At 69.3% G+C, this 22,787-nt stretch carries 19 protein-coding genes; 6 read left to right on the top strand and 13 right to left on the bottom strand.

Annotated elements, in window-relative coordinates; genetic code table 11:
* The 10 genes from JNK30_RS13690 to guaD form a co-directional block, all read right to left on the bottom strand.
* A partial coding sequence (locus JNK30_RS13690; protein WP_293482955.1) for a hypothetical protein occupies positions 1-236 on the bottom strand: 236 nt, incomplete at its 3' end.
* A gap of 183 nt (positions 237-419) precedes the next feature.
* Positions 420-2,000, bottom strand: a complete 1,581-nt coding sequence (locus tag JNK30_RS13685; protein WP_293482954.1) for a sulfatase — start codon at positions 1,998-2,000, stop codon at positions 420-422.
* 36 nt (positions 2,001-2,036) lie between these two features.
* Positions 2,037-3,311 (bottom strand): MFS transporter, encoded by a 1,275-nt coding sequence (locus JNK30_RS13680; RefSeq protein WP_293482953.1) that lies wholly within the window; start codon positions 3,309-3,311, stop codon positions 2,037-2,039.
* A 48-nt stretch (positions 3,312-3,359) separates the two neighbouring features.
* The gene (locus JNK30_RS13675) at positions 3,360-3,782 is read right to left on the bottom strand and encodes a cupin domain-containing protein (RefSeq protein ID WP_293482952.1); all 423 of its coding nucleotides are present in this window, start codon (positions 3,780-3,782) and stop codon (positions 3,360-3,362) included.
* Between the two features lie 30 nt (positions 3,783-3,812).
* Positions 3,813-4,622: an SDR family oxidoreductase gene (locus JNK30_RS13670; RefSeq protein WP_293482950.1), complete on the bottom strand. Its 810-nt coding sequence runs from the start codon at positions 4,620-4,622 to the stop codon at positions 3,813-3,815.
* Complete coding sequence (locus JNK30_RS13665; protein WP_293482948.1) at positions 4,609-5,451, bottom strand: phosphoenolpyruvate hydrolase family protein; 843 nt, start codon at positions 5,449-5,451, stop codon at positions 4,609-4,611. Before JNK30_RS13665 ends, JNK30_RS13670 begins: the two co-directional genes overlap by 14 nt.
* Positions 5,452-5,463: 12 nt before the next feature.
* Positions 5,464-6,696 carry a Tm-1-like ATP-binding domain-containing protein gene (locus tag JNK30_RS13660; RefSeq protein WP_293482946.1) on the bottom strand — a complete coding sequence of 411 codons (1,233 nt, stop codon included), beginning with the start codon at positions 6,694-6,696 and terminating at the stop codon, positions 5,464-5,466.
* Entirely contained in the window at positions 6,693-8,249 is a 1,557-nt protein-coding gene (locus JNK30_RS13655) for a sulfatase (RefSeq protein WP_293482944.1), read from the bottom strand. The genes JNK30_RS13660 and JNK30_RS13655 overlap by 4 nt, the downstream gene beginning before the upstream one ends.
* A gap of 4 nt (positions 8,250-8,253) precedes the next feature.
* Positions 8,254-10,545 (bottom strand): TonB-dependent receptor, encoded by a 2,292-nt coding sequence (locus JNK30_RS13650; RefSeq protein WP_293482942.1) that lies wholly within the window; start codon positions 10,543-10,545, stop codon positions 8,254-8,256.
* Positions 10,546-10,778: 233 nt separating this feature from the next.
* Positions 10,779-12,170: a guanine deaminase gene (guaD, locus tag JNK30_RS13645; protein WP_293482940.1), complete on the bottom strand. Its 1,392-nt coding sequence runs from the start codon at positions 12,168-12,170 to the stop codon at positions 10,779-10,781.
* A 298-nt stretch (positions 12,171-12,468) separates the two neighbouring features.
* Here guaD and JNK30_RS13640 point away from each other — a divergent pair, with 298 nt between their 5' ends.
* Together JNK30_RS13640 and JNK30_RS13635 are read left to right on the top strand one after the other, a co-directional pair.
* The gene (locus JNK30_RS13640; protein WP_293482938.1) at positions 12,469-13,272 is read left to right on the top strand and encodes a helix-turn-helix transcriptional regulator; all 804 of its coding nucleotides are present in this window, start codon (positions 12,469-12,471) and stop codon (positions 13,270-13,272) included.
* A 109-nt stretch (positions 13,273-13,381) separates the two neighbouring features.
* Positions 13,382-14,125, top strand: a complete 744-nt coding sequence (locus JNK30_RS13635; protein ID WP_293482936.1) for a TetR/AcrR family transcriptional regulator — start codon at positions 13,382-13,384, stop codon at positions 14,123-14,125.
* Here the strand turns inward: JNK30_RS13635 and JNK30_RS13630 are convergent.
* The 3 genes from JNK30_RS13630 to JNK30_RS13620 form a co-directional block, all read right to left on the bottom strand.
* Entirely contained in the window at positions 14,110-15,246 is a 1,137-nt protein-coding gene (locus JNK30_RS13630; RefSeq protein WP_293482934.1) for a serine hydrolase domain-containing protein, read from the bottom strand. The two genes, JNK30_RS13635 and JNK30_RS13630, sit on opposite strands and share 16 nt — an antisense overlap.
* Positions 15,246-17,597: a TonB-dependent receptor gene (locus JNK30_RS13625; protein ID WP_293482932.1), complete on the bottom strand. Its 2,352-nt coding sequence runs from the start codon at positions 17,595-17,597 to the stop codon at positions 15,246-15,248. The genes JNK30_RS13630 and JNK30_RS13625 overlap by 1 nt, the downstream gene beginning before the upstream one ends.
* 134 nt (positions 17,598-17,731) lie before the next feature.
* Positions 17,732-18,745: an AraC family transcriptional regulator gene (locus tag JNK30_RS13620; protein WP_293482930.1), complete on the bottom strand. Its 1,014-nt coding sequence runs from the start codon at positions 18,743-18,745 to the stop codon at positions 17,732-17,734.
* A 97-nt stretch (positions 18,746-18,842) separates the two neighbouring features.
* Here JNK30_RS13620 and JNK30_RS13615 point away from each other — a divergent pair, with 97 nt between their 5' ends.
* From JNK30_RS13615 to JNK30_RS13600, 4 genes are all read left to right on the top strand, one after another.
* Positions 18,843-19,646 carry an SDR family NAD(P)-dependent oxidoreductase gene (locus JNK30_RS13615; protein ID WP_293482928.1) on the top strand — a complete coding sequence of 268 codons (804 nt, stop codon included), beginning with the start codon at positions 18,843-18,845 and terminating at the stop codon, positions 19,644-19,646.
* Between the two features lie 104 nt (positions 19,647-19,750).
* Positions 19,751-20,647 carry an SDR family NAD(P)-dependent oxidoreductase gene (locus JNK30_RS13610; protein ID WP_293482926.1) on the top strand — a complete coding sequence of 299 codons (897 nt, stop codon included), beginning with the start codon at positions 19,751-19,753 and terminating at the stop codon, positions 20,645-20,647.
* A gap of 70 nt (positions 20,648-20,717) precedes the next feature.
* On the top strand, positions 20,718-22,271 hold the full coding sequence (locus JNK30_RS13605; RefSeq protein WP_293482925.1) for an NAD(P)/FAD-dependent oxidoreductase: 1,554 nt from the start codon (positions 20,718-20,720) through the stop codon (positions 22,269-22,271).
* The gene (locus JNK30_RS13600) at positions 22,268-22,609 is read left to right on the top strand and encodes an EthD domain-containing protein (protein ID WP_293482924.1); all 342 of its coding nucleotides are present in this window, start codon (positions 22,268-22,270) and stop codon (positions 22,607-22,609) included. The genes JNK30_RS13605 and JNK30_RS13600 overlap by 4 nt, the downstream gene beginning before the upstream one ends.
* Positions 22,610-22,787: the final 178 nt, after the last annotated feature.

Genomic DNA, 22,787 nt, shown 5'->3' with positions numbered 1-22,787 from the left:
CCCGCCTCCGAGGTCAGTTCGATCCCTGCCTTCGAGAGCGTGTGCACGATGTTGTTCGTCTCCGTGACCGTCGCGTGGATCGGCCCGCGGGTCTCTTCCCAGCGCTTCACCCTCAGCGGCGACGTACCGCAGAGCTGGGCGAACTGCTGCAGCGACAGATCCAGGGCGGCGCGCGCCGCCGCGAGATGCTCACCGTGAACGGAGGCGGATTCGAACCCGCGTTCGTCGAACTCCATCCGATCATCTAGGCGGTTCCGCCGGCCCTGCAGACAGGGCCCGTTACTCGGAATGGGGCGGCATTGGGATTGACAGGCCCGGCGCCGACGACGGCCGCTTGGTCGCTGATCTTCGCAAGGTCGGGCTAGCGCGAGCGCCTCGTCAGGCGCCTGCGACAAGGCGGCGCGGCCGAGGTCCGTCCGTCAGGCCGGGCATCGCCTCGGGCTCCAGACTGCGGGCTTGCCCGCGAACGAGAACTCATCACCGCGGCGCATGACAGTGGGATCGTCGGAGCCGGGGACCGGCGAGGCCGGCTGCGCCGGCAGGAACGCCGCGAGGCGCGTCTTCACCGAGGAAAACCGGCGCTCGCAGGCCAGGTTGCGCACCTCGTCCGGATCGACGCGATGGTCGTAGAGCTCCTCGCTGCCGTCGACATACCGGATGTAGCGCCAGCGCGCGTCGCGGACAGCGAAGTTGCCGTAGTGATAGCTGGTGATCGCCGGCTGCCGGCGCGGGGCGTCGGCATTCCGCAATTGTGGCCGCAGCGATAGCCCCTCCAGGGCCGGCGGACGGTCGAGCCCGGCCAGATCGGCGAGGGTCGGGTAGAGGTCAAGCAGTTCGGCCGGGCTGCGCACCACGCCGCCCGCCGCGACGCCGGGGCCGGCGAAGATGATCGGAACGCGCGTCGAGCGCTCCCAGAGCGTGGACTTCCCGACCAGGCCCTTCTCGCCCAGGTGCCAACCGTGATCCGACCACAGAACGACGATGGTGTTCTCGGCCAGGCGGCTCTGCTGCAGGGCCGTCAGCACGACGCCCACCTGCTCATCCGAAACGCGGACGCCCGCGAGATAGGCCCGCACCAGCGACCGCCACTGGTCGTGCCGCTTCAGCCACGCGAGGTCGGGCTCCACCGGCGACAGCCCCGGCAGGTTCGGCTTCCACTGGTGCAGCTGCCGCGCGATGGCCGGCACGTCGTCGAGATCGTCGTCGCGCGCGGACGGCAGCTGGACGTTCGCCTCGTCCGGAACTTGGTCGAAGTATCGCTGGGGCGCATAGATCGGGATGTGCGGGAGATAGAATCCGAGCGCCATGAAGAACGGCCGGCCCTCAGCCTTCGTGGAGAACGACCTGATCTGCTCGGCCGCCCAGGCGGCGATGGCCTGATCGCTGGCGGCGCTGCCCGCGGCGTCGTCGACACCCCAGTCGATCTCCGAGTAGGACGAGAGGCCCTCGCTCCTGACGATCTTCTTCGGCCGCGGGACGATGTCGAGGTTCGGCCCGACAGTCTCGAACTCGGCCTTCTGCGCCTCGGTGCTCAGGTAGTGGAAGACCTTCCCGGCGCCCAAGGTGTGGTAGCCGTTCTTCGCGAAGTGCTGGAAGATCGAGGTCGCCGATCGGGTGCTCGGCGCTGCGCGCAGGGCGGGCTTCTGCCCGTAGAACCCCGTCGTCGACGGCCGCATCCCCGTGAGGAGACTGGCGCGCGAGGGGCCGCAGATCGGCGCCTGGGTGTGTGCGTTGACGAACAGGGTCCCGCTGGCCGCCAGTCGGGCGATGTTGGGCGTCTGCGACTGCGGATTCGCACCCAGGGGCGAGACCCAGTCGTTCAGGTCGTCGATGGCGATGAAGATGATGTTCGGACGGCTGCGCGTGGGAGGCTTTGACGCGCTCGCGGCAGCCTGGGCTTCGCCGACCGTCCCCGCCAGGGCCGGCGCGCCGTGGAACAGGATCGCCGATGCGCCCAGCGAGGCGAGCAATGCCGACTTCAGCCCAGCGGACACGCCCATGATCAACGCTCCTCCGGTAAGCCGCCCCACGCGGCCTCAACGCGCATCGGCCCCCCGTCTCAACGCGACCATCGGGACGATCATCAGCGCCAGGGCGGCCGGATAGACCCAGATCGCCGCTTCGATCCCCGCCACCACGCCGCGGTCCAGCAGGTAGCCGGGGATCGGCAGCATGAGACCGCTGATCGCGAAGCCCGCGAAGGTGATGACCGAGAAGGCGGATCCGACGACGGCGCTGTCCGCCGCCTCCGCCGCCATCGTGTAGCCGCTCATCGAAGCGCCGCCGCCGAAGAAGCCGTAGAGGAAGAACAGGACCATGTACTGGGTCATGCCGCCCTGATCCCAGCCGGCGATGGCCACGACCGAGATCAGTGCGCCGAGCGAAAACGCAAGCGAGGCGCGCATGTGGCTCTTGATTGCCTTCGCCAGGAGCGCGACCGCCGGCGCGCCGCCGCCGATGCCCATCCAGATCATGGCGCTGATGCTGTTGGCGGCCGTGGGCTCGAAGCCCCGCGCCTCCAGCAGGCGCATCCCCCAGACGATGCCCAGGCCCGAGATCGCCGCGAACGTGACCCCGCTGACCAGCGCCGCTTCGAGGACGATCCGGGATTTCAGCGCGCCCCGAACACTGCGTACGACCGAGGCCGCCAGACCCGTCGTGCCGCGCGCTTCACGCAGCCGCGCCGACGCCTCGGTCGGCCGGACGAGGAAGACCACCGCGAGCAGGATCGGAACGCCGACGGCGGCCTGCATGAGCAGGAACTCGCGCCAGCTGTGGGTGTGGATCAGCAGGCCTGCCAACTGCTGCAGCATCGCGCCGGAGAAGGCGGCCACCGTCTGCGCCACGCCGAAGACGATCCCGAAGCGCAGGGCGCCGAAGTTCTCGCGGACCAGATAGGCCAGCCCGGGAAACCCGAACGAGCCGCCGACGCCCATCAGCGCCTGCCCGGCGAGCAAGGCGGGCCAGGTCTGGGCCGTGGAGAAGATGGTCGCGCCGGCGATGATGAAAGCGACGCCGACCGCCAGCACGCGTCGCCCGCCGTAGCGATCGAAGAGGCTGCCGCAAAAGAACGTCACCACGGCGTAGGCCAGCGTGTAGACCGAGCCGAGCCACCCCACCTGTTCCAGGGACAGCTCAAAGGTCCGCGCGACGCCAAAGCTCAGGATCGCGTAGCTGGACTGGTTGAAGAACTTGAAGACGACGAACGCCGTCCCGACGATCCACACCAGCCAGGCCGCGATCCGGCCGGCCCGGATCGGCCGGGGGTCGGGACGCGCATCGCCCGGCCCGCCGGGGGCCGTTTCCGTCATGCCACAGGACCCCGGGGTCGCGCCGTCAGGTTCCCGTTCGGGCAGGCCTCACGCGCCACGGAGGCCGTTCCAGGGCGCTTCGGCGCTCACGTCGACGAACTCGTATCCCGCCTCTCCGACCGCAGGCCCGAGGATGGCAAGGATCTTCACCTCGCTGTCGGAGTCGTTGAACGACGCATGGACCGTGTTCTTCGGGACGAAAGCGACGTCACCTTTCCTGATGACCGCTTTCCGATCCTCCAGCCACTGCTCCACCTCGCCTTCGATCATGTAGAGGATTTCCTCCTGGGCGGGGTGCTTGTGGAAGTCGTGGCCCTGGCCGGGCGCGAGCGTCACCTCGATCACCACCAGGCATTCGCTGCCGGTCGCCTGCGGTCGGGAGGCCCAGCCGAGAACGCCCCAGTCGGGATACTCGCGGACGATGTCGTCCGCCTTGAGGAACTTTCCCTTCCCTTCGCACACCGCACACATCGGCCGCCTCCATCCCTTTGTCTTGATGAGCTAGTCCAGGTAGTCAGCCAGAACCTCGTGCTCGAGGCCGGCCGTCACGCTTATCGACTGGCCACGGATCAGGATCGCCTCGTCCGAGAGCAGGAAGGCCGCGACATAGCCGACCTCGACGGACTTCACGGATCGGCCCAGCTGCGGGGCGATCCAGGATTCCCGGACTGCCTGAGCATCCTTCTTCGATCGCGAGAACATCGTCTTCGCTTCCGCCGCGCCATGGAGCATGGCGGTCTGCACGCCGCCCGGACAAAGGGCGTTCACGTTGATCGAATACTGCGCCCACTCGGCCGACTGGCTTTCGGTGAGGTTCATAACGGCCGCCTTGCTGGCGCTGTAGTTGGCCATCAGCACATGGGCGCGCCGCCCACCCACGGAGGCGATGTTGACGATGGCGCCGCCGCCGCCCCTGTCGACCGCGCGCCGGACGAACTCCTGGCTGCAGATGATCAGGCCCTCGACGTTCACGGCGATCTCAAGGGCCCGGCGCTCGGGCGTGGAGTCGAGGAGCAGGCCCTTGTCGACGAGGACGGCCGCGTTGTTCACCAGCCCGTCGAGCCGACCGAACGTCGCGATGGCCGAGGCGACGACATCGCGCACCTCGGCCGGGTCGGTGACATCCATCCGCATGCCGACGACCTTGCAGCCGGGATAGGCCGACCGGATGATCGCGGCGCTTTCCGCGGCGGCCGCCTCGTTCAGATCGGTGACGACCACAGAGGCGCCCTTGGCCGCACAGGCCTCGCCGATGCCGCGGCCGATGCCGCCGCCGGCGCCCGTGACGAGGATGGCCTTATTCTGAAGCATGGCGACTCCGGACCTCAATTGAACAGAACTGCTCGACCTGCTGCCTCAGGGCCCGCTCGGTCGGAAGGCGCTCCATGGAGCTGGCGCCGTAGAACCCGTGCAGGCCCTGAACCCGCTCCAGCACGAACCTGGCGTCTTCAGGCTCGGCGATCGGCCCTCCGTGACACAGGACGAGCACATCGGGATTCGACTGCCGCGCGATGTCGACGATGGTCTGGATCTCTTCGCAGCACTGGATCAGCGACTTTGCCGTACGGGCGCCGATCGACCCGCTTGTGGTCAGGCCCATGTGGGCCACGAGGATGTCGGCGCCCGCCGCGATCATGTCGCGCGCCTGATCGACGTCGAAGACATAGGGCGTCGTCAGCAGCCCCAGGTCCCGCGCCTCGGCGATGCACTCGACCTCGTGGCCGAACCCCATGCCGGTCTCTTCGAGGTTCTCCCGGAAGACGCCGTCGATAAGCCCCACGGTCGGGAAGTTCTGGATTCCCGCGAAGCCCATGTCCTGGAGTTCCCGGAGGAAACGCCGTCGATTGATGAACGGGTCGGTGCCGTTCACCCCGGCCAGCACGGGGACGCGCCTGACGACGGTCAGGACTTCGTCGGCCATCTCGCGGACGATCTGGTTCGCATTGCCGTAGGCCAGGAGACCGGCCAGCGACCCACGACCCGCCATCCGGTAGCGGCCCGAGTTGTAGATGACGATCATGTCGATGCCGCCGGCCTCTTGCGACTTGGCCGAGAGGCCCGTTCCCGCGCCGCCGCCGACGATGATCTCGCCCCTGTCGACCTTGGCCCGGAGGCGGGCGAGTATCTCTTCCCGGGTCATCTTCCCCCCAAGTCAGCCGGCCGCGCCGGTCTTCTGGAACACCCCCTGAGCCAGGGTGACGATCTCGGCCGCGAACTCGGGATCGTTGATGTTGTGGGGGAGACGGACGATCCGACGCGCGTCGGATTGCGCCACCTCCCGCTCGAGCGTCGTGAACAACGCCTCGTTCGCCTCGCGATCCTCGAACGGCCCGCCGGCCCGGTCGAGAAGGGACAGGCCGCCCTCCGGGATCACGAGGACCAGCGGCGCCCGCGTCGCGTTGAGCTTGCGGGCCATCCACCGGCCGATCTGCGCGCATTCCTGCGCGTCGGTCCGCATCAGCGTGACTTCGGGATTGTGGACGAAGAGCGTCCGATGCCTGAACCGTTCCGGCACCGTCGCCGCCGCCCCGAAGTTGACCATGTCCAGAGCGCCGAGGCTCAGGATGCAGGGCACCCCGGCGCGGGTGATCGCATCGAGCCTCTGCGGCCCCCCGGGGAAGACGCCGCCGACCACCTCGTCGGCGATCTCCGTCGTGGTCAGGTCGATCACACGGTCGATCTGACCGTTGGCGATCAGGCTCTCCATCGCCCGGCCGCCGGTGCCCGTGGCATGAAACACCAGGCACTCGTCGCCCTGCGCCTCGAAGGCGCGCCGGACCGCGTCCACGCACGGCGTGGTGACGCCGAACATCGTCAGGCCGACGGCCTTGCCCTGGGACGTGGCCGCATCGTGGCCGAGCACGGCGCCGGCGATCGCATTCGCCGCGTTGCTCAGGATCATGCGGGACACGGTGTTGAGGCCGGCCACGTCCACCACCGCGTTCATCATCATGATGTCGGTGCAGTCGACGTACGGCAGCGTGTTGCCGCTCGCCACGGTCGACACCAGCAGCTTGGGAACGCCGATCGGCAGCGCACGCATGCCCCGCGAGATCAGCGACGTTCCGCCCGAGCCGCCGATGCCGATCACGCCCCGCACCTGGGCGGACCCGACCTGGTCGACCAGGTAGCCGGCGAGAGCCTCCCCCATCGCCTCGACCGCACGGCCACGGTCTGTATGCCCCAGCACCCCGGCGGCGCCGTCGGGATGCCGTGCCGCGACGACGTCACGGCTCACGTCGGGGATCCCCATCGGGGGCCCCGCGGTGCCGACGTCGACCATGCGCACCGCGCAGCCCCTGTCCTTCAGGAGCCGGGCTACGAAGGCTATCTCTTCGCCCTTGGTGTCCATGGTCGCCACGGCGAGGATGACGCGATCCATCATCGGCCCCCCTGCTGAGTTGCGGCCGGCGGCCGCGCCTGCGGAAAGAGCGTGGTCGGGCGCCTTGGACCCGGGTCGTAGAAGCGCGCTTCGTATCCGACCCGGTCGACGTCGCCGTACCGGTCCCTGGCGTCGGCGATCTGCCGGGTCAGGCGGGCGACGACCTGCGGATGCCGCGCCGCGAGGTTCGTCGTTTCCCCCGGATCGGCCAGCAGATCGAAGAGCTGCACCTCATCGACGGCCTCGACGTAGTTCCCCAACCACGAGATGTACGGCGAGGGCCCCTTTCGCGGCAGGACCAGCTTCCAGCGACGGTCGCGAACGGCTTCGAGCTGCGTGAGGCTGTAGTAGAAGAAGTAGTCCCGGGCCGCCGGCGCGGCGCGGCCGCAGCGCAGGGTCTCGGCCAGGTTCTTCCCGTCGATGACGCGCCCGTCCGGAAGTTTCGCGCCGGCCAGGGCCGCGAACGTCGGCAGAAGGTCCATGGTCGTCGCCATGGCGTCGACGACCTCGCCCTGCAGCGCGCCCTGCGGCCACCGGACGATGGCCGGAACGCGGAGACCGCCTTCCCAGGTCGAGTACTTTCCGCCTCTCAACGGCTGAGCTTCGCCGCGATACGCAGGGTCGTACTTCAGTTCCGGGCCATTGTCGGAGAGGAAGACGACGACGGTGTTCCGATCGAGACCGAGGTCGCGAAGCTCGTCCAGCAGCTTGCCGACGTTCGAGTCCAGCTCCTCGACGGCGTCCCCATACGGCCCGGCGCCGCTGCGCCCCTTGAACGCCGGCGAGGCGTCGAGCGGCACATGGGGCATCGGCTGGGCGAGGTAGACGAAGAAGGGCTGGCTGCGATTGTCCCGGATGAAGCGGAGAGCCTCCTCGGTGAACCGACGGGTCATGGTCGCGACCTCGGCCGGGCTTTCGACCACCTCCCGGTTCCGCATCAGCTCCGGGATGAAGCGGGTGTTGTCGGGGTCGAGGGTGTAGCCGTGGTACATCGGCAGCCCGAAGAAGTGATCGAAACCCTGGCTGTTCGGCATCAGTTCGGGCTTGAACGGCCCCTTGCCGCCGGGAACCCCCGCAGGCGCCGGGGGCGGCGCGAAGTCCCACGGCGCGTCGCCGTCGCCCGCCATGTGCCACTTGCCGAAGGCGGCCGTGCGATAGCCGGCCGTCTTCAGGACCTCCGCCAGGGTGACCTCCCGGGCGTGAAGGATGGTGTTGGGGTGCTTCTCGTTGCCGGGCTCGGCCACCTTGATCGGGTACGAGCCGGTCAGCAGGGCAGCCCGGGACGGCCCGCAGACCGGCTGGGCGTAGAAGCTGGTGAACCGGACGCCCTCGCGCGCCATCCGATCGATGTTCGGAGTCCGGAAACGCTTGGCCCCGTAAGCGCCGACGTCCGCATAGCCCTGGTCGTCGGTCAGTATGACGACGAAGTTCGGCCGCGGGGGGCCGGTCTCGCGACTCCTGCCGCCCGCGAGCGCCGGCCCGCCCCCTCCGAGGACGGCGGCCAGACCGCCTGCGAGCAGGGACCGGGCCGCCGATCGTCTGTCGATCGGTTTCAAGGGCTCAGTACCTGAAAGTCGCGGAAACCCCCCACATCGGCGGATCGTTCACGGTCGCGCTGAAGCTCTGGGAGTTGCGATCGAAGAAGTCGAGGATGGCCACGACGGCCTTCTCGTTCGTGATGTTCCGGCCGAAGGCGGAAACCTCCCACTTCTTATGGGTCGGCCGGTATCCGACCCGGATACCTCCTTCCATCCGCGACTTCAGGATGAACTCCCTGGATTCGTACAGGAACGGATTGATCTTGCTTCTGTAGAACCAGTCCGTGAGCACATACAGCTCGCCGTCGCCGACCGGCACGCCGTAGCGGACACTCCAGTTGGCGATCCAACGCGGCGCGTTGGAGTTGGGGTTGCCGTCGATGAGCACCTGGGACGGGATCGCCGGGTTGATGGGATCGAGCTTGGTGCAGGCCCCGCCGCAGGGCGCGATGCCCAGCGTCGGGTCCTTGATCTTGGTCGGATTCCAGCTCAGCCCGGCCGTGATGGTCCAGTTGTCGTTCGGCACGAACTCGAAGTCGCCTTCGAAGCCGTAGCCTTCCGTCTCGTCGGCGTTGACGATGCCGATGACGTTGTCCGCGCCGCCCACGAGGGACAGCTGCTGGTCGTCCACCGTGTAGTAGTACGCGGTCAGGTTCGCGCGCAGCCTGTTGTCGAACAGGCTCGACTTGACGCCGGCCTCGTACGACCAGGCCGTCTCCTCCGCGCCGACCGAGATCCGCGAGTTGCGGGCGAGGACGCTGGGGCCGCGGTAGCCCTTGGCGATCCTGGCGTACACGTTGACGTCCGAATTCACCCGATAGCGGAGGCTGACGTCGCCCGTGAGCTGCGAGTCCGACAGGTCCGTCGTGAAGGTCTGGCTCCGGACGGCCACCGGCGCGGCGGCGGTGTAGCGCACCCGGTAGTCCTTATCGCCCCACGAGTGCCGGAGGCCGACGGTGAGTTCCAGGTCTTCCGTCACGTCGAAATTGACCGAACTGAAGATCGCCCATTCCTTCGTCGCCTGCTTCTGATCCGTGGTCTTCGGCGGCCGCGCGAGGGGCAGCGCAAACGAGTTCAGCTGGAACTGGTCGAAGGCGACGGAGTCCTCGAAGTAGAGGCCGCCGAGTATGAAGTCGGCCCGTTCGCCGATCGAACCGCTCAGACGCAGTTCCTGAGAGAACTGGTGGTGGCCCGTGTAGGCGTTGCCGGCCTCGGACGCGTAATTCGGTCCGAACCTGCGAAGCGCCGGGACTGTGCCGGGGAAGATGGGCCCTGACAGAGAACCGCCGTCGTTGTCGCCGAAGCTGCGGACCTTCGTGAGTTCGCGGTAGCCGGTGACCGAATCCAGTTGCAGGTCGTCGGTCAGCGACGCGCGCAACTTGTTGGTAAGGCCCCACTGGCTGAGCTCGGACTCCTGCGGGGAGTCCAGCGCGACCTTGTCGAAGTCGACCCCGACGAAGCCTCGCCCCACCTCGATCACGCCGGCGCGGAAGACGGGCGCCGTACCGCGCCACTGGTCGTGGTACTCGAACTTCACGAGGTTGGAGAAGGACGCATTGGGCTCGAACTCAAGTTGCACCCGCGCCGCGATCTCCTCGAAGCCGCCGGTATAGTTCTCTTCCTGGAAGCCGACGGCGATGTTGTCGATCCAGTCGTCCATGCCGTTGTAAAGCAACGCAACCCGCGCGTTCAGCACATCGGGAACTAGGTTGCCGCTGACCGCCGCCTCGACACGGCGCTGATTGAACCGCCCATAGTCGACGTCCAGGGATGCACCGAAAGTGCTGCTGGGCTTCTTGCTGTCGAACTTGACGACGCCGGCTGGCGTATTGCGCCCGAAGAGGGTGCCCTGCGGGCCTCGAAGCACCTCGACGCGGTCGATGTCGAACGTCGGGAACGACTTGAGGCGGCTCTGCTCGAGGACGACCTCGTCGAGCACCATCGACACCGGCTGTGACGCGATAGGGTCGAAGGCGACGTTGCCGAAGCCGCGGATGTAGATGCGTGGCGCGATACGGCCGGACGACGTCTCGACGTAAAGGCTGGGCACCCGCCCGGCCAGAGCCACAAGGTCGCCGCCGGCGGAGACGATCGTGTCCAGGCTTTCCTGTCCGATCACGCCGACCGAGATCGGCACCTGCTGGAGGTTCTGTTCACGCTTCATCGCCGTCACGACGATCTCGGCGATGCCGACCTCGTTGCTCGCCCCGCCGCTCTGCGCCGCCGCGGGCGTCGAGAGCGACGCCAGCGCCCCCACGAGGGCGAGCCGACTTGCGGCCTTAAGCAGTGTGCGCCTTGCTGTTCCTTTGGACATGGCCGTTGACCCCGATTTCGCAAGAATTCCGGTCAAAGCCCCAAGCCATCGGCCGCCCCATCGAAGGCTTCCCGGATTCAACTCTTGAAGGATTACATCGCTCAACCGGGCCGGACATGGCCGTGGCGGTGGAAGACATGCCTGAAATGAATTTCCGCGGGCGGCGGGCCGTCCGGCGACGGGGCGGCCGTGAGGGGTGACCGCGGCAAGCGTCGCGCCGGTGACGTCGCCTTCTATCGAGCCGTGGCCGCGAGCCCCTTGTCCACGACGATGCGGCCGTCGACCCAGACCTTCCGGATGTTTTGCGCGTGGCTCGCATAGACCAGCCGGTCGATCAGCTCGATGCCCTGGCCGCGTTCGCCGGCGGGCATCCCGGGGAACACGGGTCGGCGCGCGTCCATCAGGATGGCGTCGAACCGATACCCCTCGCGGAACAGGCCGATCGGCTCGCTCAGCGCCCGCCCGCCGGCGGTCGTCGCCATCCAGAATGCCTCCCGCGATGAGATGCGGGCGCCTTCGCGACCCCGCTCGGCCTTGGCGAGGCGATGGTCCACGCCGTCTTCCAGGAGGCGCGAGACATGGATGGCCATTCGCATGTTCTCGATGAGCGAGGGGCTGGAGCCGCCCGCGATGTCGCTCCCCAGGCCCACGTCGACACCGGCTTCCAGGGCGCGCCGGGACGCAAACACCGCGTGGGAGAAGTAGATGTTCGACAGGGGGCAATGGGCGACGCCCGCGCCCACGCTCCGGATCCGGCCGATATCCTCGTCGTCGATGAAGTTGCAGTGGGCCAGGATCGTCCTGTCGGTGAGCAGACCGAACCGCTCGAGCGTGAGCGTGTCGGTGGCGCCGAACCGCTGCAGGCCGTAGCCGTGCTCCCAATCGCTTTCCGAGCAGTGCGTCTGGACGTGACAGCCATGGACGCCCGTCAGCTCGCCCAAACCGGAGAGGAGGTCGTCGGTGCAGCTGGGCAGGAAACGGGGCGTGATCACCGGCTTGACCAGCCCGTTGCTGGCGGCGGTGAGTTCGCCCACGGCGTGAATGAACGCCCTCGCCGAGGCGATCCCGGCCGATGCGCCGGCCTCGCGATAGAAGTCCGGACAGGTCTCCGGGTTGTCCATCGACAGCTTGCCGACAAAGGCGCGCTGGCCGAGTTCCATGCACCGCCGGGCCAGCGCGAGGCTCGCGTCCTGGTGAATGGTGGCGAAGTAAACGGCCGTCGTCGTCCCCTGGGCGAGGAGCTCGCGCACCAGAAGATCGTAGACATGCTGCGCGAAGGCGATGTCGGAATACCTCGCCTCGAGCGGGAAGGTGTACTTCATCAGCCAGTCTTCGAGCGGCAGGTCGAGGCAGGTCCCCATCTGCGGAAACTGCGGGGCATGGACGTGCAGGTCGATCAGCCCGGGCAGCAGGACCTGGCCTTCGTCGAGCGTGAGGAGCGACCCGGCCTCGGCCAGACGTGAGGCGAGCTGGATCGAGTCCTCGGCGCGGGCATCGTCCACGTGCCTGATCTGGCCCGTCTCATCGAAGGCGATGAGCGCATCGGGATGGAAGTCGACCTCGCCCAGCAGGGGCGCGTGGACGAAGGCGCCGCGGACTCCCTGAAGTCCCGAAACACTGGCCATGCCGCGCCTCCAACGGGCCGGAGCCCCGCTCGGGGGAACCGAAAAGGCGCCGCCAAAGGAGACGCCGCGCGAGCGATCGAAGCGAACCGCCCGGGCGGCTCTGGGACAAGACCCGTCGTTCGATGTGCTCGTCCGACGAGCTATCAGCGCCCGAAAATCGTTTCAAACGCACAACCCGCACATCTTCATTTGAGATATGTTTTTCAATCCGCAGAGAATGTGCCGGAGTGCGCGGCGCATGCGCCTGGCCAGCCGCGCCGCGCGCCGGCGGCGGCGGCTCGGCCGAGGAGGAGGTGGGATGGACGTCTTTATGAACCACCGTCACTTCGAGTTCGGGACGGCGTCCGACGAGCGCGGCCGAAGCTTCGGGCCCATCAAGAAGCTGCACCTCGGCGTCATCCTGGTGCAGCGCGGCGAGATCGCCATGGAGATCGACGGCCAATCCTACATCGTCCACCCGGGCGAGGCCGGCCTGGTCTTCGCCGCCCGCGAGCACACCCTGCGATACCTGGGCAAGGACGGGAACGCCTACATCTGGTGCGGCGGCAACCTGGACCCCGACAAGGACTTCAACCTGCGGAAGGGAAGCGTCGAGTACCTCTCCGCCATCCCCAAGACGATGCCGGCGTCCAGCCTGCTCGAGAGCCTGCTCAACATCGGCCTGAAGATCTGTGACTCGCGGGCCAAGACCGACCAGTACCTTCTGAACACCCTGGGCCAGAGCGTCTGCAACGAGTACTTCCGGAACGCGGTCTCCGCCGAGGAGAACCACAGGATTCCGGCCGTCGTCATCAAGGCGCGCGACTACATCGACAGCGCGTTCGACCAGGTCGACTGCTCCATGAAGACGATCTCGGCGGTCGCGGCGCTCAGTCCGCAGCACCTGTCGAAGCTCTTCGTCCTGCACATGGGGTGTACGCCCATAAAGTACCTGTGGGAGCGGCGGGCCGAGAAGGCGCTGTATCTCCTGAAGTTCTCGAACCTCAGGATGTCGGAAGTCGCCCTCCAGAGCGGCTTCAAGGACCCGTTCCACTTCTCGCGGTTCATGAAGATGACCTACGGCAACTCGCCCAGGAAGATCAGAACCCTGCATTGGACCTAAGTCCGCGGTGTGCCGGGAGGTCCCTTCCGCCGCACACTGCGAGGCAGGCGCGGCGCCAGGATAGGCCCTGGATGGGGCTCGGCGGGTGATCGGCTTGCCGCACCCGTCGATGCGGCGCACCCTCCGGGCCTGCATGCCGTCCACCCCCGTCACCGTCCCTCCAGACTCGCCCCGGCGACGCCCGCGGCCCGAACTGTCGCGCGGCCGGATCCTGGAGGTCGCGATCGCCCTGATCGACGAGCGGGGGCTGGCCGCGCTTGGCATGCGCGACCTCGGCGCGGCCCTAGGCGCGACGACCATGGCGGTCTACCGCCACTTCGCCAGCAAGGCTGAGCTGCTCGAGGCGATCATGGACGCGGTCGTCTCGGACTATGCGCCGACCGGCCCGCAGAGGCCCTGGCCCGAGGAAGCGCGAGACCTCAGCCGCCGGGTCCGCGCCAGCCTTCTGCGGCACCCGGAGCTGGCCGACGTGGCCGGGCGCGAGTTCAGGCGCTCCGAGACCTCGCTGCGCGTCAACGCCGCCATCATCGAACGGCTGCAGGCGGGGGGCGTGCCGGCGCCTTTCCTGCCCCAGGTCTACTGGACCCTCTCAAGCTACACGACCGGCTTCGCCCTGCTCGAGGCGCAGGCGCTGCGGCGGAGGGGCGTGACGCCGCCGGGCCCAGCGGTCGCCCGGATGCGCAAGATCTCAGGCTTCCTGGCGCAGGTGGACGGGCTCTCCGCGACCACCCGCGAAGAGGCCGCGGCGGTGCTCGCCCGACCGCTCGACGACACGCAGTTCGAGTTCGGTCTCGAAACGATCATCGCCGGCCTGGCGGCGCGTTTCGCCGCCGCGGATCAGGCGCAGGCGTAGACCGCTTCCACCAGGCTGCTCATCCGCGGATCCGGGGCGCCGTCCGGTTCGCGCATGAAGTTCATGGCGTAGCCGACCCCGAGGCGCGCCGCCGGATCGGCGAAGCCGAACGAGCCGCCCCATCCATGGTGCCCGAAGGCTCCGGCGTTCGGGCCGTAGGCGCCCATGGGGTTCAGCGCAAAGCCCACGCCCCAGCGGATCGGAAAGCGCAGGACCAGGTCCTCGTTCTCGATCTGCGGGGTCGTCGCGGCCCCAAGCGCCCCGGCGCTGACCAGCTCGCGCCCCGCCAGCGTGCGGTCCGTGGCGAGCGCGCCGTACAGCCGGGCGATGCTGCGAGCGTTCCCCTGGCCGGCCGCCGAGGGCGTCCCCTGGGCGCGCCAGGCCGGCAGGTTGGCAAGATGCGCCTCGACCGGGATGTTGACCTGCGCGAGGCGCTGGTAGGCGTTGAACGTCTCGACGCCGCCGGACTGCGGCCTGCCGTCGTGGGCGATTTCGGCGACACGGGCGCTGTCGTCGGGGTGCAGGCCCATGTGGAAGTCCACGTCGGAGGGGCCGCCGATCTCGTCGCGGAAGTACGCGCCGACCGTCTTGCCGGCGACCCGGCGGACGAGGCCGTCCGCCAGCGGTCCGATCGAGAGGGCGTGGTAGCCAGACCGGCTGCCCGGCGGCCAGTGCGGAGGCTCGGCCGCCAGCAGATCGGCCATGACGTCCGTGTCCAGCAGCTCGGCTTCGCTGACCGGCCTGCCCGGACCGCACACGCCGGCCTGGTGGGAGAAGAGCTGGGCCACGGTCACGTCGCCTTTGCCGTGAGCCGCGAACTCGGGCCAGTACTCGGCGACCGGCCGGTCGTTGCGCAGCAGCCCCTGGTCGTTGAGCCGGGCGATGCAGAGCGCCATGACGCCCTTGGTGGTCGACCACACGTTCACCAGCGTGTCCTCGGCCCAGGGACGCGCGCGCCCAGCGTCGGCGTGGCCGGCCCACAGGTCCACGACCGCCCGGCCGTCGCGCACGACGCTCACGGAACCGCCCAGTTCTCCGGGAAGGTCGAACGTTCGCCTGAAGGCGTCGGCCACCGCCTGGAAGGCCGGATCGCAGCGCCCCTGGATCTCGACTCGGGACATCAGCGGGTCCTCAGGCTGAGCGTGACGCCGTAGGTGGCCGGCATGCCGGCGAACCGCACCGTGGTGTCGAGGTTCCTGTTCGCCGAGGTCCAGTAGTAGACGTCGCCGACGTTGCGGCCCCAGGCGGTGAGCCTCCAGGCGCCGTCCTCGGCCCCGACGCCGGCCCGCAGGTCCACAAGCGTGTGGGCGCGCACGCGCAGGATCGGCAGCTCGCCCAGCTGGCTGTTGGTCGCGCTCTGGTGGGTCGCGCTGGCGCCGACGAAGCCCTGGAGCGCGTCGTTCAGGTTCCAGCGGTAGTCGATGTCTCCGACGAGGTGCCACTTGGGCGTGTTCGGGAACGACTCGCCGCCGAAGTCGCGAAGGGCGCCCGCCGGGTCGAAGTTGAGGAACGGCCCCCGGATCTCGCTGTCGATCCATGAGCCCCCGCCGGTCACGCGCAGGCCTCGGACCGGCGCCCAGGCCACCTCGAGCTCGGCGCCCGTCAGGCGCGACTTCGGCACGTTCACCAGCTTGAGCAGCGGGCCGAACACCGGGTCCAGCACCTTCCCCAGCACCTGCTTGTCGTCGTAGGCGTAGTGGAACACGGCCCCGTTCAGCTGCAGCGTCCGCTGCTGCAGCGTCACCTTGAAGCCGGCCTCGTAGGCCAGGATGGACTCCTGCTTCGCCGGTCCCAGCTGGGTCGCCAGCGTGGCGCCGAGGCTCGGGAAGCTGCCGGCCTTGTAGCCCTTTGAGACGTTGGCGTAGAGCAGCGTCCGCTCGGCCGGGGTCCACTCCAGTCCCGCGCGCCAGGCGACGTTGTCCTCGTCCAGCTTGTCGCGGACCAGACCGGGCCGGAACTGCGCGTCGGCCGTGTAGCAGCCGCCGCGCGGAATCGGCGGGTTCGGCGGCAACCCGGCGCCCGCCCGGAACACGTTCAGCAACGCGCCGAAGTCCAGCGCCGTGACGCCGTCGCCCGCGTCGGCGCTGCAGCCGTCGTAGCGGATCAGCGTACGCGTGTAGCGCAGGCCGCCGTAGGCCTTGAGACCCTCCGCCAGGGCCACGTCGCCGCTCACGAAGGCGGCCCAGCTACTCGAGTGCTGATTGTTGATGTCGCGGAAGCTGGTGAACAGCGGCAGTCCGAACGGGACGAACGTGAAGGCGACCGTGCTCTGCGGATTGGTGAGGAGGCCGTCTTCCAGGACCGTGTCGCGCGCCAGGTTCACGCCTGCCACGAAGGTCACGCGCTCGCCCGCCGGCCCGCCCACGCGCAGCTCCTGCGAGACCGACTGGATGTGGCCGCGCGTGAGCAGGTCGAGGTTGGCCAGCGTCGTGCCGTCCGTGTCCTGCAGTTGCCGCTCGCGGAAGCGGCTGTAGCTGGTCAGCGACGTCAGCGTGAGGCCGAGCGGCAGTTCCTGGTCGATGCGCAGGTTGGACTGAAAGAAGCGGTTGCTGCGCGCATAGTCCAGGCCCGGCGTGAAGTCGGCCGCGCGGGCGCGGGGCGGAGCCAGCGGATAGGTCAACAGGCCAGGCACCAGGGGCGCCGCGGCGGGGATCGCGGGGTTGTAGCCGATCAGTTGGCCAGCCTGCACGTCCGAGCGGTCGCGCCAGCCGCCGACCGTCAGCAGGACCTTGGTCGCCTCGGCCGGCGTCCAGGCCACGATCAGGCGAGCGTTGACGAGATCGACCCGGCCGTTTCGCTCGCCGGTCGTGTAGCTCGTCTGCCAGGGGTCCATCCGCGAGCTCTGCACGGCGAGGCGCGCCGAGAGGGTCTCGGTCAGCGGCCCGCTGACGAATCCGCCCAGCTCCGTCGCATCGAACCGGCCATATCCGACGTCGGCCCCGGCCTCGAACTGGCGGGTGGGCTTGGCGGCGATGTAGTTGATGGCCCCGCCCGTCGCATTCTGCCCGAACAGCGTCCCCTGCGGCCCCTTCAGGACCTCGATCCGCTCCAGATCGAGGTTCACGCCCCGGGTTTCGATGGCGAACGGGATCGGCGCCTCGTCCTGGTAGATGCTGACGGTGGAGCGCCCACCCAGGCTCACGTCGCTGAACCCGACCCCGCGCAGCGTGTAGATCGGCGAGGCCACGTAGCTGTCGGTGTAGTTGAAGGACGGCGCGATCTTCACGAGATCGCGCGGCTGCGTCACGCCCGCGGCCGCCAACTGCTCGCCCGAAACCGCGGTGATCGACATCGGCACCGTGTTGGCCGTCTCGGCGCGCTTCTGCGCCGTCACGACGATCTCGGTCAGGGCCACCGGCTCTTCCGCCGTCTGGGCTTGCGCCGGCAGGGCGGCCAGCGGCGCGAGGGCCACACCCGCAGCGAGAGCGCCTCGCCAGCCGCCGATCGTCCGCCGTGGTGGTGTCAGGTTCATCGTCTCCCCCTCTCGAGCCCCTCCGTGACGTCGCGCGGGGGGTCCTCTGGTGATGTTGGGGAGAGGTTCGATCCGGCCGCGTCCGCCCGCCAGGGCTGCACGCCCCGACAGCGAGCGGACACTTTCGGACAGGATCAGGCGGCGGCCGGGCGCGCGCGGTAGGCCGACGGACTGACGCCGAACCACCGGCGGAACGCGCGACGGAAGCTGCGCGGGTCTTCGTACCCCAGGAGATCGCCGATCTCCTCCAGCGTGAGGCCGGCATGGATGAGCGAGGCCGACTTCTCGCGCCGCACCGCATCGCGGATCCGGCGGAAGGATGCGCCCTCCTGCTCGAGCCGCCGCGCCACCGTCTTGGTGGAGACGCCCCAGCGATCGGCCAGCGCCTGCTGGTCGGCGCCCTTCAGCACCGCCGAGCGCGCAAGGTCGGCGAAGCCCTCGGACCGCCCGGTCTGGAGCAGCGCCTCGCAGATCATCCGGTAGGCGCCCTCGTACCAGGCCTCGACCGGCCGCGGAGCCACCGGCGCGGCGAGGATGTCGGCCGGGAGGACGATCTCCAGATCGTCGCCCGCGTGGGCCACCGGCGCGCGCAGCAGGCGCAGCAGCGGCGAGCCGCTCGAAGCCCGGCCTCCGGGCGCCCGAACCCGTCGGGCCTGGATGGGCGCGCCGGCGAGCCAGCTGAAGATCGCATGGTAGGCGACGGCGGTGGCTTCGAGCGAAACCTGCCGCGCCGCGCTTGGCGGGCCGGCGCAGCGCCAGCGCACGCAGACGCCCCGACGCGACGCGGCGACCGTGAGGCTGAGGTCGGGAATCATGATCGGCAACGCATCGGCGCACGCGCGCAGGGCCTCGCCCAGTGTGCCCGCGAGCAGCATCCGGGAGACGAGCAGCGCTGTGCCCCCAGGGCGAAGCGGCGCGGCGAAGACCCGATGCGTCTCGTCGCCCACGCGCGCCGCATGCTCGGAGAAAAGACGCCAGCACGCGTCCGCAGCGATCACGTCGTCGCCGGGCCGCGGTCCCAGATGCGTCGCGAGAAAGGCGTCGGATCCCGCGTCGGTGTCGGCCGACAGCAGGAGCCGGATATCCCGCACCGTCATGCCCGGCACAGGATCCGCGTGGGTAAGCGCCTGGGCGTCCTGCGCCGACATTTGACCTCCCGCCTTCGAAAGCCGTTGCGATCGCAATGTGTACACCGTACACAGCGACGCCAGGCGTGACAAGTCGCGCCGCCGCGGAAGGATGCACATGGACAGGATGGAGGCCGGGGGCCGGTTCGCCGGCAAGGCGGTGCTGATCACCGGGGCCGCCAGCGGGATCGGGCGCGGCGCAGCCCTGCGGCTGGCGGCGGAAGGCGCCGACCTCGTGGCGATCGACCTGGATGCGGCGGGACTCGAGGACCTGGCGAAGGCCGTGGCCGCGCTCGGCCGCCGCTGCGAGACCCGGGCCGGCGACGTCTCGGACCTGGCGGTCGTGCAGGCTGCGCTCGATACGGCGAAGGCGGCGTATGGCGGGCTGGACGGCCTGCTGAACAACGCGGGGATCGGTGGCCCGATGCGGCGCTTCGAGACCCTGGAAACGGACGAGTTCGATCGCATGGTGGCGGTGAACCTGCGGCCGGTCTGGTACGCGACCGCGAAGGCGCACCCCCTGATGGCGGCCCGGGGCGGCGGCGCGATCCTGAACGTGGCGTCGATGGCGGGCCTGCGGCCGAACCGCAACCACGCGCTCTACGGCATGACGAAGGCGGCGATCATCAGCCTGACCCAGCACGCCGCGATGGACTACGCTGGCGACAACATCCGGGTGAACGCCTTGTGCCCGGGCCCGGTGGAGACCCCCATCTTCGAACAGATGCGCGCCGAGCTGGGACAGGCCGGCTATGAGGCCGCCACCCGACGCATCACGCAGAGGACGCTCATGAACCGCTTCGGCACGGTCGACGAGCAGGCCGCCGCCGTCGCGTGGCTGCTGAGCGACGAGGCCGCCTTCGTCACGGGCGTCGCGATGCCGGTCGATGGCGGCTGGTCGATCTCGGACGGCCGCGCCTGAGGGGCCATGACGGAAAATGACCGGTGCGCGTGACCGGGCGCGCCCCTGGCGCGCGCAGGCGCAGGATGTGAGCCTGGGCGCTTCGAGACACGAGAGGTCCGCCCATGTCGTCCCCCAACGCCCACACGACCACGCCACGGGACCGCTTCGCCGATCGCAGCGCCGTCGTCACCGGCGGGGCCAGCGGCATCGGCCTGGCGACCGCGCGCCGCCTGCTGGCCGAGGGGGCGCACGTCCTGATCGGAGACTACAACACCGAGGCGGCCGAGGCGGCCGTCGCCCGGCTGGAATCGGAGGGCTTCCGTGGACGGGTGACCTGGCGGCGTGTCGACGTGGCGGAGGAGGTCGACGTCGAGGCGCTGATGGAGGCGGGTCAGGCGCTGACCGGCCGGCTGGACGTGGTCTTCAACAACGCCGGGATCGGCGGGGCGATCGGACCGATCGTGGAGACCGACGTCGCCCACTGGGACGCCACCTTCGCAGTCCTGACGCGGGGTGTCTTCCTGGGCGTGAAGCATGCGGCCCGGCGAATGATCGGGACCGGCGGCGGCGTGATCGTGAACACGGCCTCCATCGCGGGCGTGGCCGGGGGCGTGCTGCCGACGCCCTACTCCGCCGCCAAGGCGGCGGTGATCAGCTTTACCCGCAACGCCGCCAACGAGCTGGCCGAACACCGCATCCGGGTGAACGCGGTCTGCCCGGGCGTGATCTTCACGCCGCTCATGCACAACGGCCGCGAGGACGCCGCCGAAGCCGTCGTGCGCCAGATCCAGCCGTGGCCGGACCGGGGCGAGCCCGAACACGTGGCCGACGCGGTCGCCTTCCTGGCAAGCGACGAGGCCGCCTTCATCACGGGGGAAGCGCTGGCCGTCGATGGCGGCTACCTCGCCAACGGCCTGCTGCGCGTCCATCCGCTCCCCGGCGCCAAGGCCAAGGCGGATTACGCCGGCATCACGTATGGGCTGACGGGCCGCCCGCGGGAGGTGCGGCGGCTGGATTGACCGGAAATGTCCGCTGCCTGCGTCCGCTGGGCCCCTCCCGCGTACGGGCGCGTGCGCCGAAAACCGTCGCATGACGCCAGACGCCGCCTCCCCCTCCCCCGACGCCGCCCCGGCTGCCCGAACCGAGCATGTGGACGTGCTGGTGATCGGCGCCGGCATCTCCGGCATCGGCGCCGCCTATGAGCTGACCCAGCAATGCCCGGATCGCAGCTTCCTGGTTCTCGAGGCGCTCGAGAGCTTCGGCGGCACGTGGCTCTGGCACCGGTATCCCGGGGTCCGCTCCGACAGCGACCTCTTCACCTTCGGCTTCCGCTTCAAGCCCTGGCGCGGCGATCCGATCGCCAGCCGACAGCAGATCCTGGACTACCTTGGCGAGGCGATCTCGGAGAACGACCTCGGCCGCCACATCCGCTACCAGCGCCGCGTGATCGCCGCCGACTGGGACAGCGCCGCCCAGCTGTGGCGGTTGTCCGTGACGGCCGGCCCGGACGGAACGCCTGAGCTGTACACTTGCCGGTTCCTCTGGATGTGCCAGGGCTACTATCGCCACGCCCGGGGCTACACGCCGCAATGGCCCGGCATGGACACGTTCCAGGGGACGATCGTTCATCCCCAGACGTGGCCGGACGACATCGAGACCGACGGCCGGCGCATCGTGGTGATCGGCTCGGGCGCCACGGCCGCGACCCTGGTGCCCGCCCTCGCCGGCCGTTGCGCACACGTGACGATGCTGCAGCGTTCGCCCACCTACTTCGCACCCGGCCAGAACAAGCACCCGCTGGCCGAAACGCTGCGGGAACTCGACGTGGACGAGGCGACCGTCCACGACATCGTCCGCAAGAAGATCGTGCTCGATCAGCATCGCTTCCTGCGGCGGGCCGTGGAGACGCCCGAAAGGGCCCGCGCCGACCTCCTCAACGCGATTGCCGCCTACCTTCCCCAGGAGGTCGTGGACGAGCACTTTTCGCCCAAGTATCGCCCCTGGCAGCAACGGATCGCCGTGGCGCCGGACGGAGACCTCTTCCAGGCGCTGAGGGATGGGCTCGCCTCGGTCGTCACCGACGAGATCGACGCCTTCACGGAGACGGGCCTGCGCCTGGCCTCCGGCAACACCCTCGACGCCGACATCATCGTCACGGCCACGGGCTTCGAGATCTCGGTCCTGGGCGACATCGCCTTCGCGATCGACGGCGAGCCGCTCGACTTCGCGCGGACGATCACCTGGCGCGGAATGATGTTCACCGGCGTGCCGAACATGGCCTGGATCTTCGGCTACTTCCGCGCCGCGAGCTGGACCCTGCGGGTGGACCTCGTCTGCGACTTCGTCTGCCGCCTGCTCAATCACATGGCCGCCATCGGCGCCGGCCGCGTGGACGTGGCCCTGCGCCCAGGCGAGCGGGATATGCCGCTCCGGCCATGGATCGACGCCGAAGTCTTCAACCCGGGCTACCTGATGCGGGGACTGCACCTTCTCCCCCGCAGCGGCGCCGCCCGGGAGTGGGCCCACAGCCAGGACTACATGTGGGAGAAGGACATCCTGCCGACGGTGGACCTGGACGACGAGGTGTTCCGCTACACGGACCCGGCCGGCCGGCCGCTGAGCGCCGCCAGCGTCCCCGAATGATCGACGCGTCCTCAGCCGTGATGACACTGACGCTGGTGCGGCGGGCCGACCTGGATCCGGACGCATTCCGCACGCACTGGCAGGACGTCCATGGTCCCCTCGTCCGCCGGCTGGCGGCCGACCTCGGCATTCGGCGCTACGTCCAGCTGCATGCGGCCGATGCGGAGCGCTGGGACGGGCTGGCCCTCGTGCAGTTCGAGTCGCGTGAGGATCTGGAGCGCCGCCTCCTGACCCCGGCGGGCCGAAGCGCCGCCCGCGAAATCCGCGCCGACGAAGGCCGCTTCCTCGACACCTCGCGCACGCTCGTCGCTTGGGTCCGGGCGGAGACCATCTTCTGATCCCGCGACCTCAGGCGCCTCGACGGCGCCGCGACGTTGTCGCTCACCATGACTCTGCGGCCCAAGGTCGGCGCCGCCGAAACCGTCGTTCTGGCAAGATGACAGCCGGACCTGCACGGCGGACGAGCACCCGTACTTGCCGACCGGTCGGTTGGCTCGCTAAGTAGGGCCGCGGGCC

It is taken from the genome of Phenylobacterium sp., from assembly GCF_016793225.1.
Lineage (GTDB): Bacteria > Pseudomonadota > Alphaproteobacteria > Caulobacterales > Caulobacteraceae > Phenylobacterium.
The sequence above is the reverse complement of the archived record's forward strand: the minus strand, read 5'-3'. Positions and strand labels throughout refer to the sequence as shown.

Bases quoted from the DNA above. Each gene is read 5' to 3' on its own strand.
- JNK30_RS13685 (WP_293482954.1), bottom strand. From the start codon at position 2,000: ATGGGCGTGTCCGCTGGGCTGAAGTCGGCATTGCTCGCCTCGCTGGGC.
- JNK30_RS13680 (WP_293482953.1), bottom strand. From the start codon at position 3,311: ATGACGGAAACGGCCCCCGGCGGGCCGGGCGATGCGCGTCCCGACCCC.
- JNK30_RS13675 (WP_293482952.1), bottom strand. From the start codon at position 3,782: ATGTGTGCGGTGTGCGAAGGGAAGGGAAAGTTCCTCAAGGCGGACGAC.
- JNK30_RS13670 (WP_293482950.1), bottom strand. From the start codon at position 4,622: ATGCTTCAGAATAAGGCCATCCTCGTCACGGGCGCCGGCGGCGGCATC.
- JNK30_RS13665 (WP_293482948.1), bottom strand. From the start codon at position 5,451: ATGACCCGGGAAGAGATACTCGCCCGCCTCCGGGCCAAGGTCGACAGG.
- JNK30_RS13660 (WP_293482946.1), bottom strand. From the start codon at position 6,696: ATGATGGATCGCGTCATCCTCGCCGTGGCGACCATGGACACCAAGGGC.
- JNK30_RS13650 (WP_293482942.1), bottom strand. From the start codon at position 10,545: ATGTCCAAAGGAACAGCAAGGCGCACACTGCTTAAGGCCGCAAGTCGG.
- guaD (WP_293482940.1), bottom strand. From the start codon at position 12,170: ATGGCCAGTGTTTCGGGACTTCAGGGAGTCCGCGGCGCCTTCGTCCAC.
- JNK30_RS13640 (WP_293482938.1), top strand. From the start codon at position 12,469: ATGGACGTCTTTATGAACCACCGTCACTTCGAGTTCGGGACGGCGTCC.
- JNK30_RS13635 (WP_293482936.1), top strand. From the start codon at position 13,382: ATGCGGCGCACCCTCCGGGCCTGCATGCCGTCCACCCCCGTCACCGTC.
- JNK30_RS13630 (WP_293482934.1), bottom strand. From the start codon at position 15,246: ATGTCCCGAGTCGAGATCCAGGGGCGCTGCGATCCGGCCTTCCAGGCG.
- JNK30_RS13625 (WP_293482932.1), bottom strand. From the start codon at position 17,597: ATGAACCTGACACCACCACGGCGGACGATCGGCGGCTGGCGAGGCGCT.
- JNK30_RS13620 (WP_293482930.1), bottom strand. From the start codon at position 18,745: ATGTCGGCGCAGGACGCCCAGGCGCTTACCCACGCGGATCCTGTGCCG.
- JNK30_RS13615 (WP_293482928.1), top strand. From the start codon at position 18,843: ATGGACAGGATGGAGGCCGGGGGCCGGTTCGCCGGCAAGGCGGTGCTG.
- JNK30_RS13610 (WP_293482926.1), top strand. From the start codon at position 19,751: ATGTCGTCCCCCAACGCCCACACGACCACGCCACGGGACCGCTTCGCC.
- JNK30_RS13605 (WP_293482925.1), top strand. From the start codon at position 20,718: ATGACGCCAGACGCCGCCTCCCCCTCCCCCGACGCCGCCCCGGCTGCC.
- JNK30_RS13600 (WP_293482924.1), top strand. From the start codon at position 22,268: ATGATCGACGCGTCCTCAGCCGTGATGACACTGACGCTGGTGCGGCGG.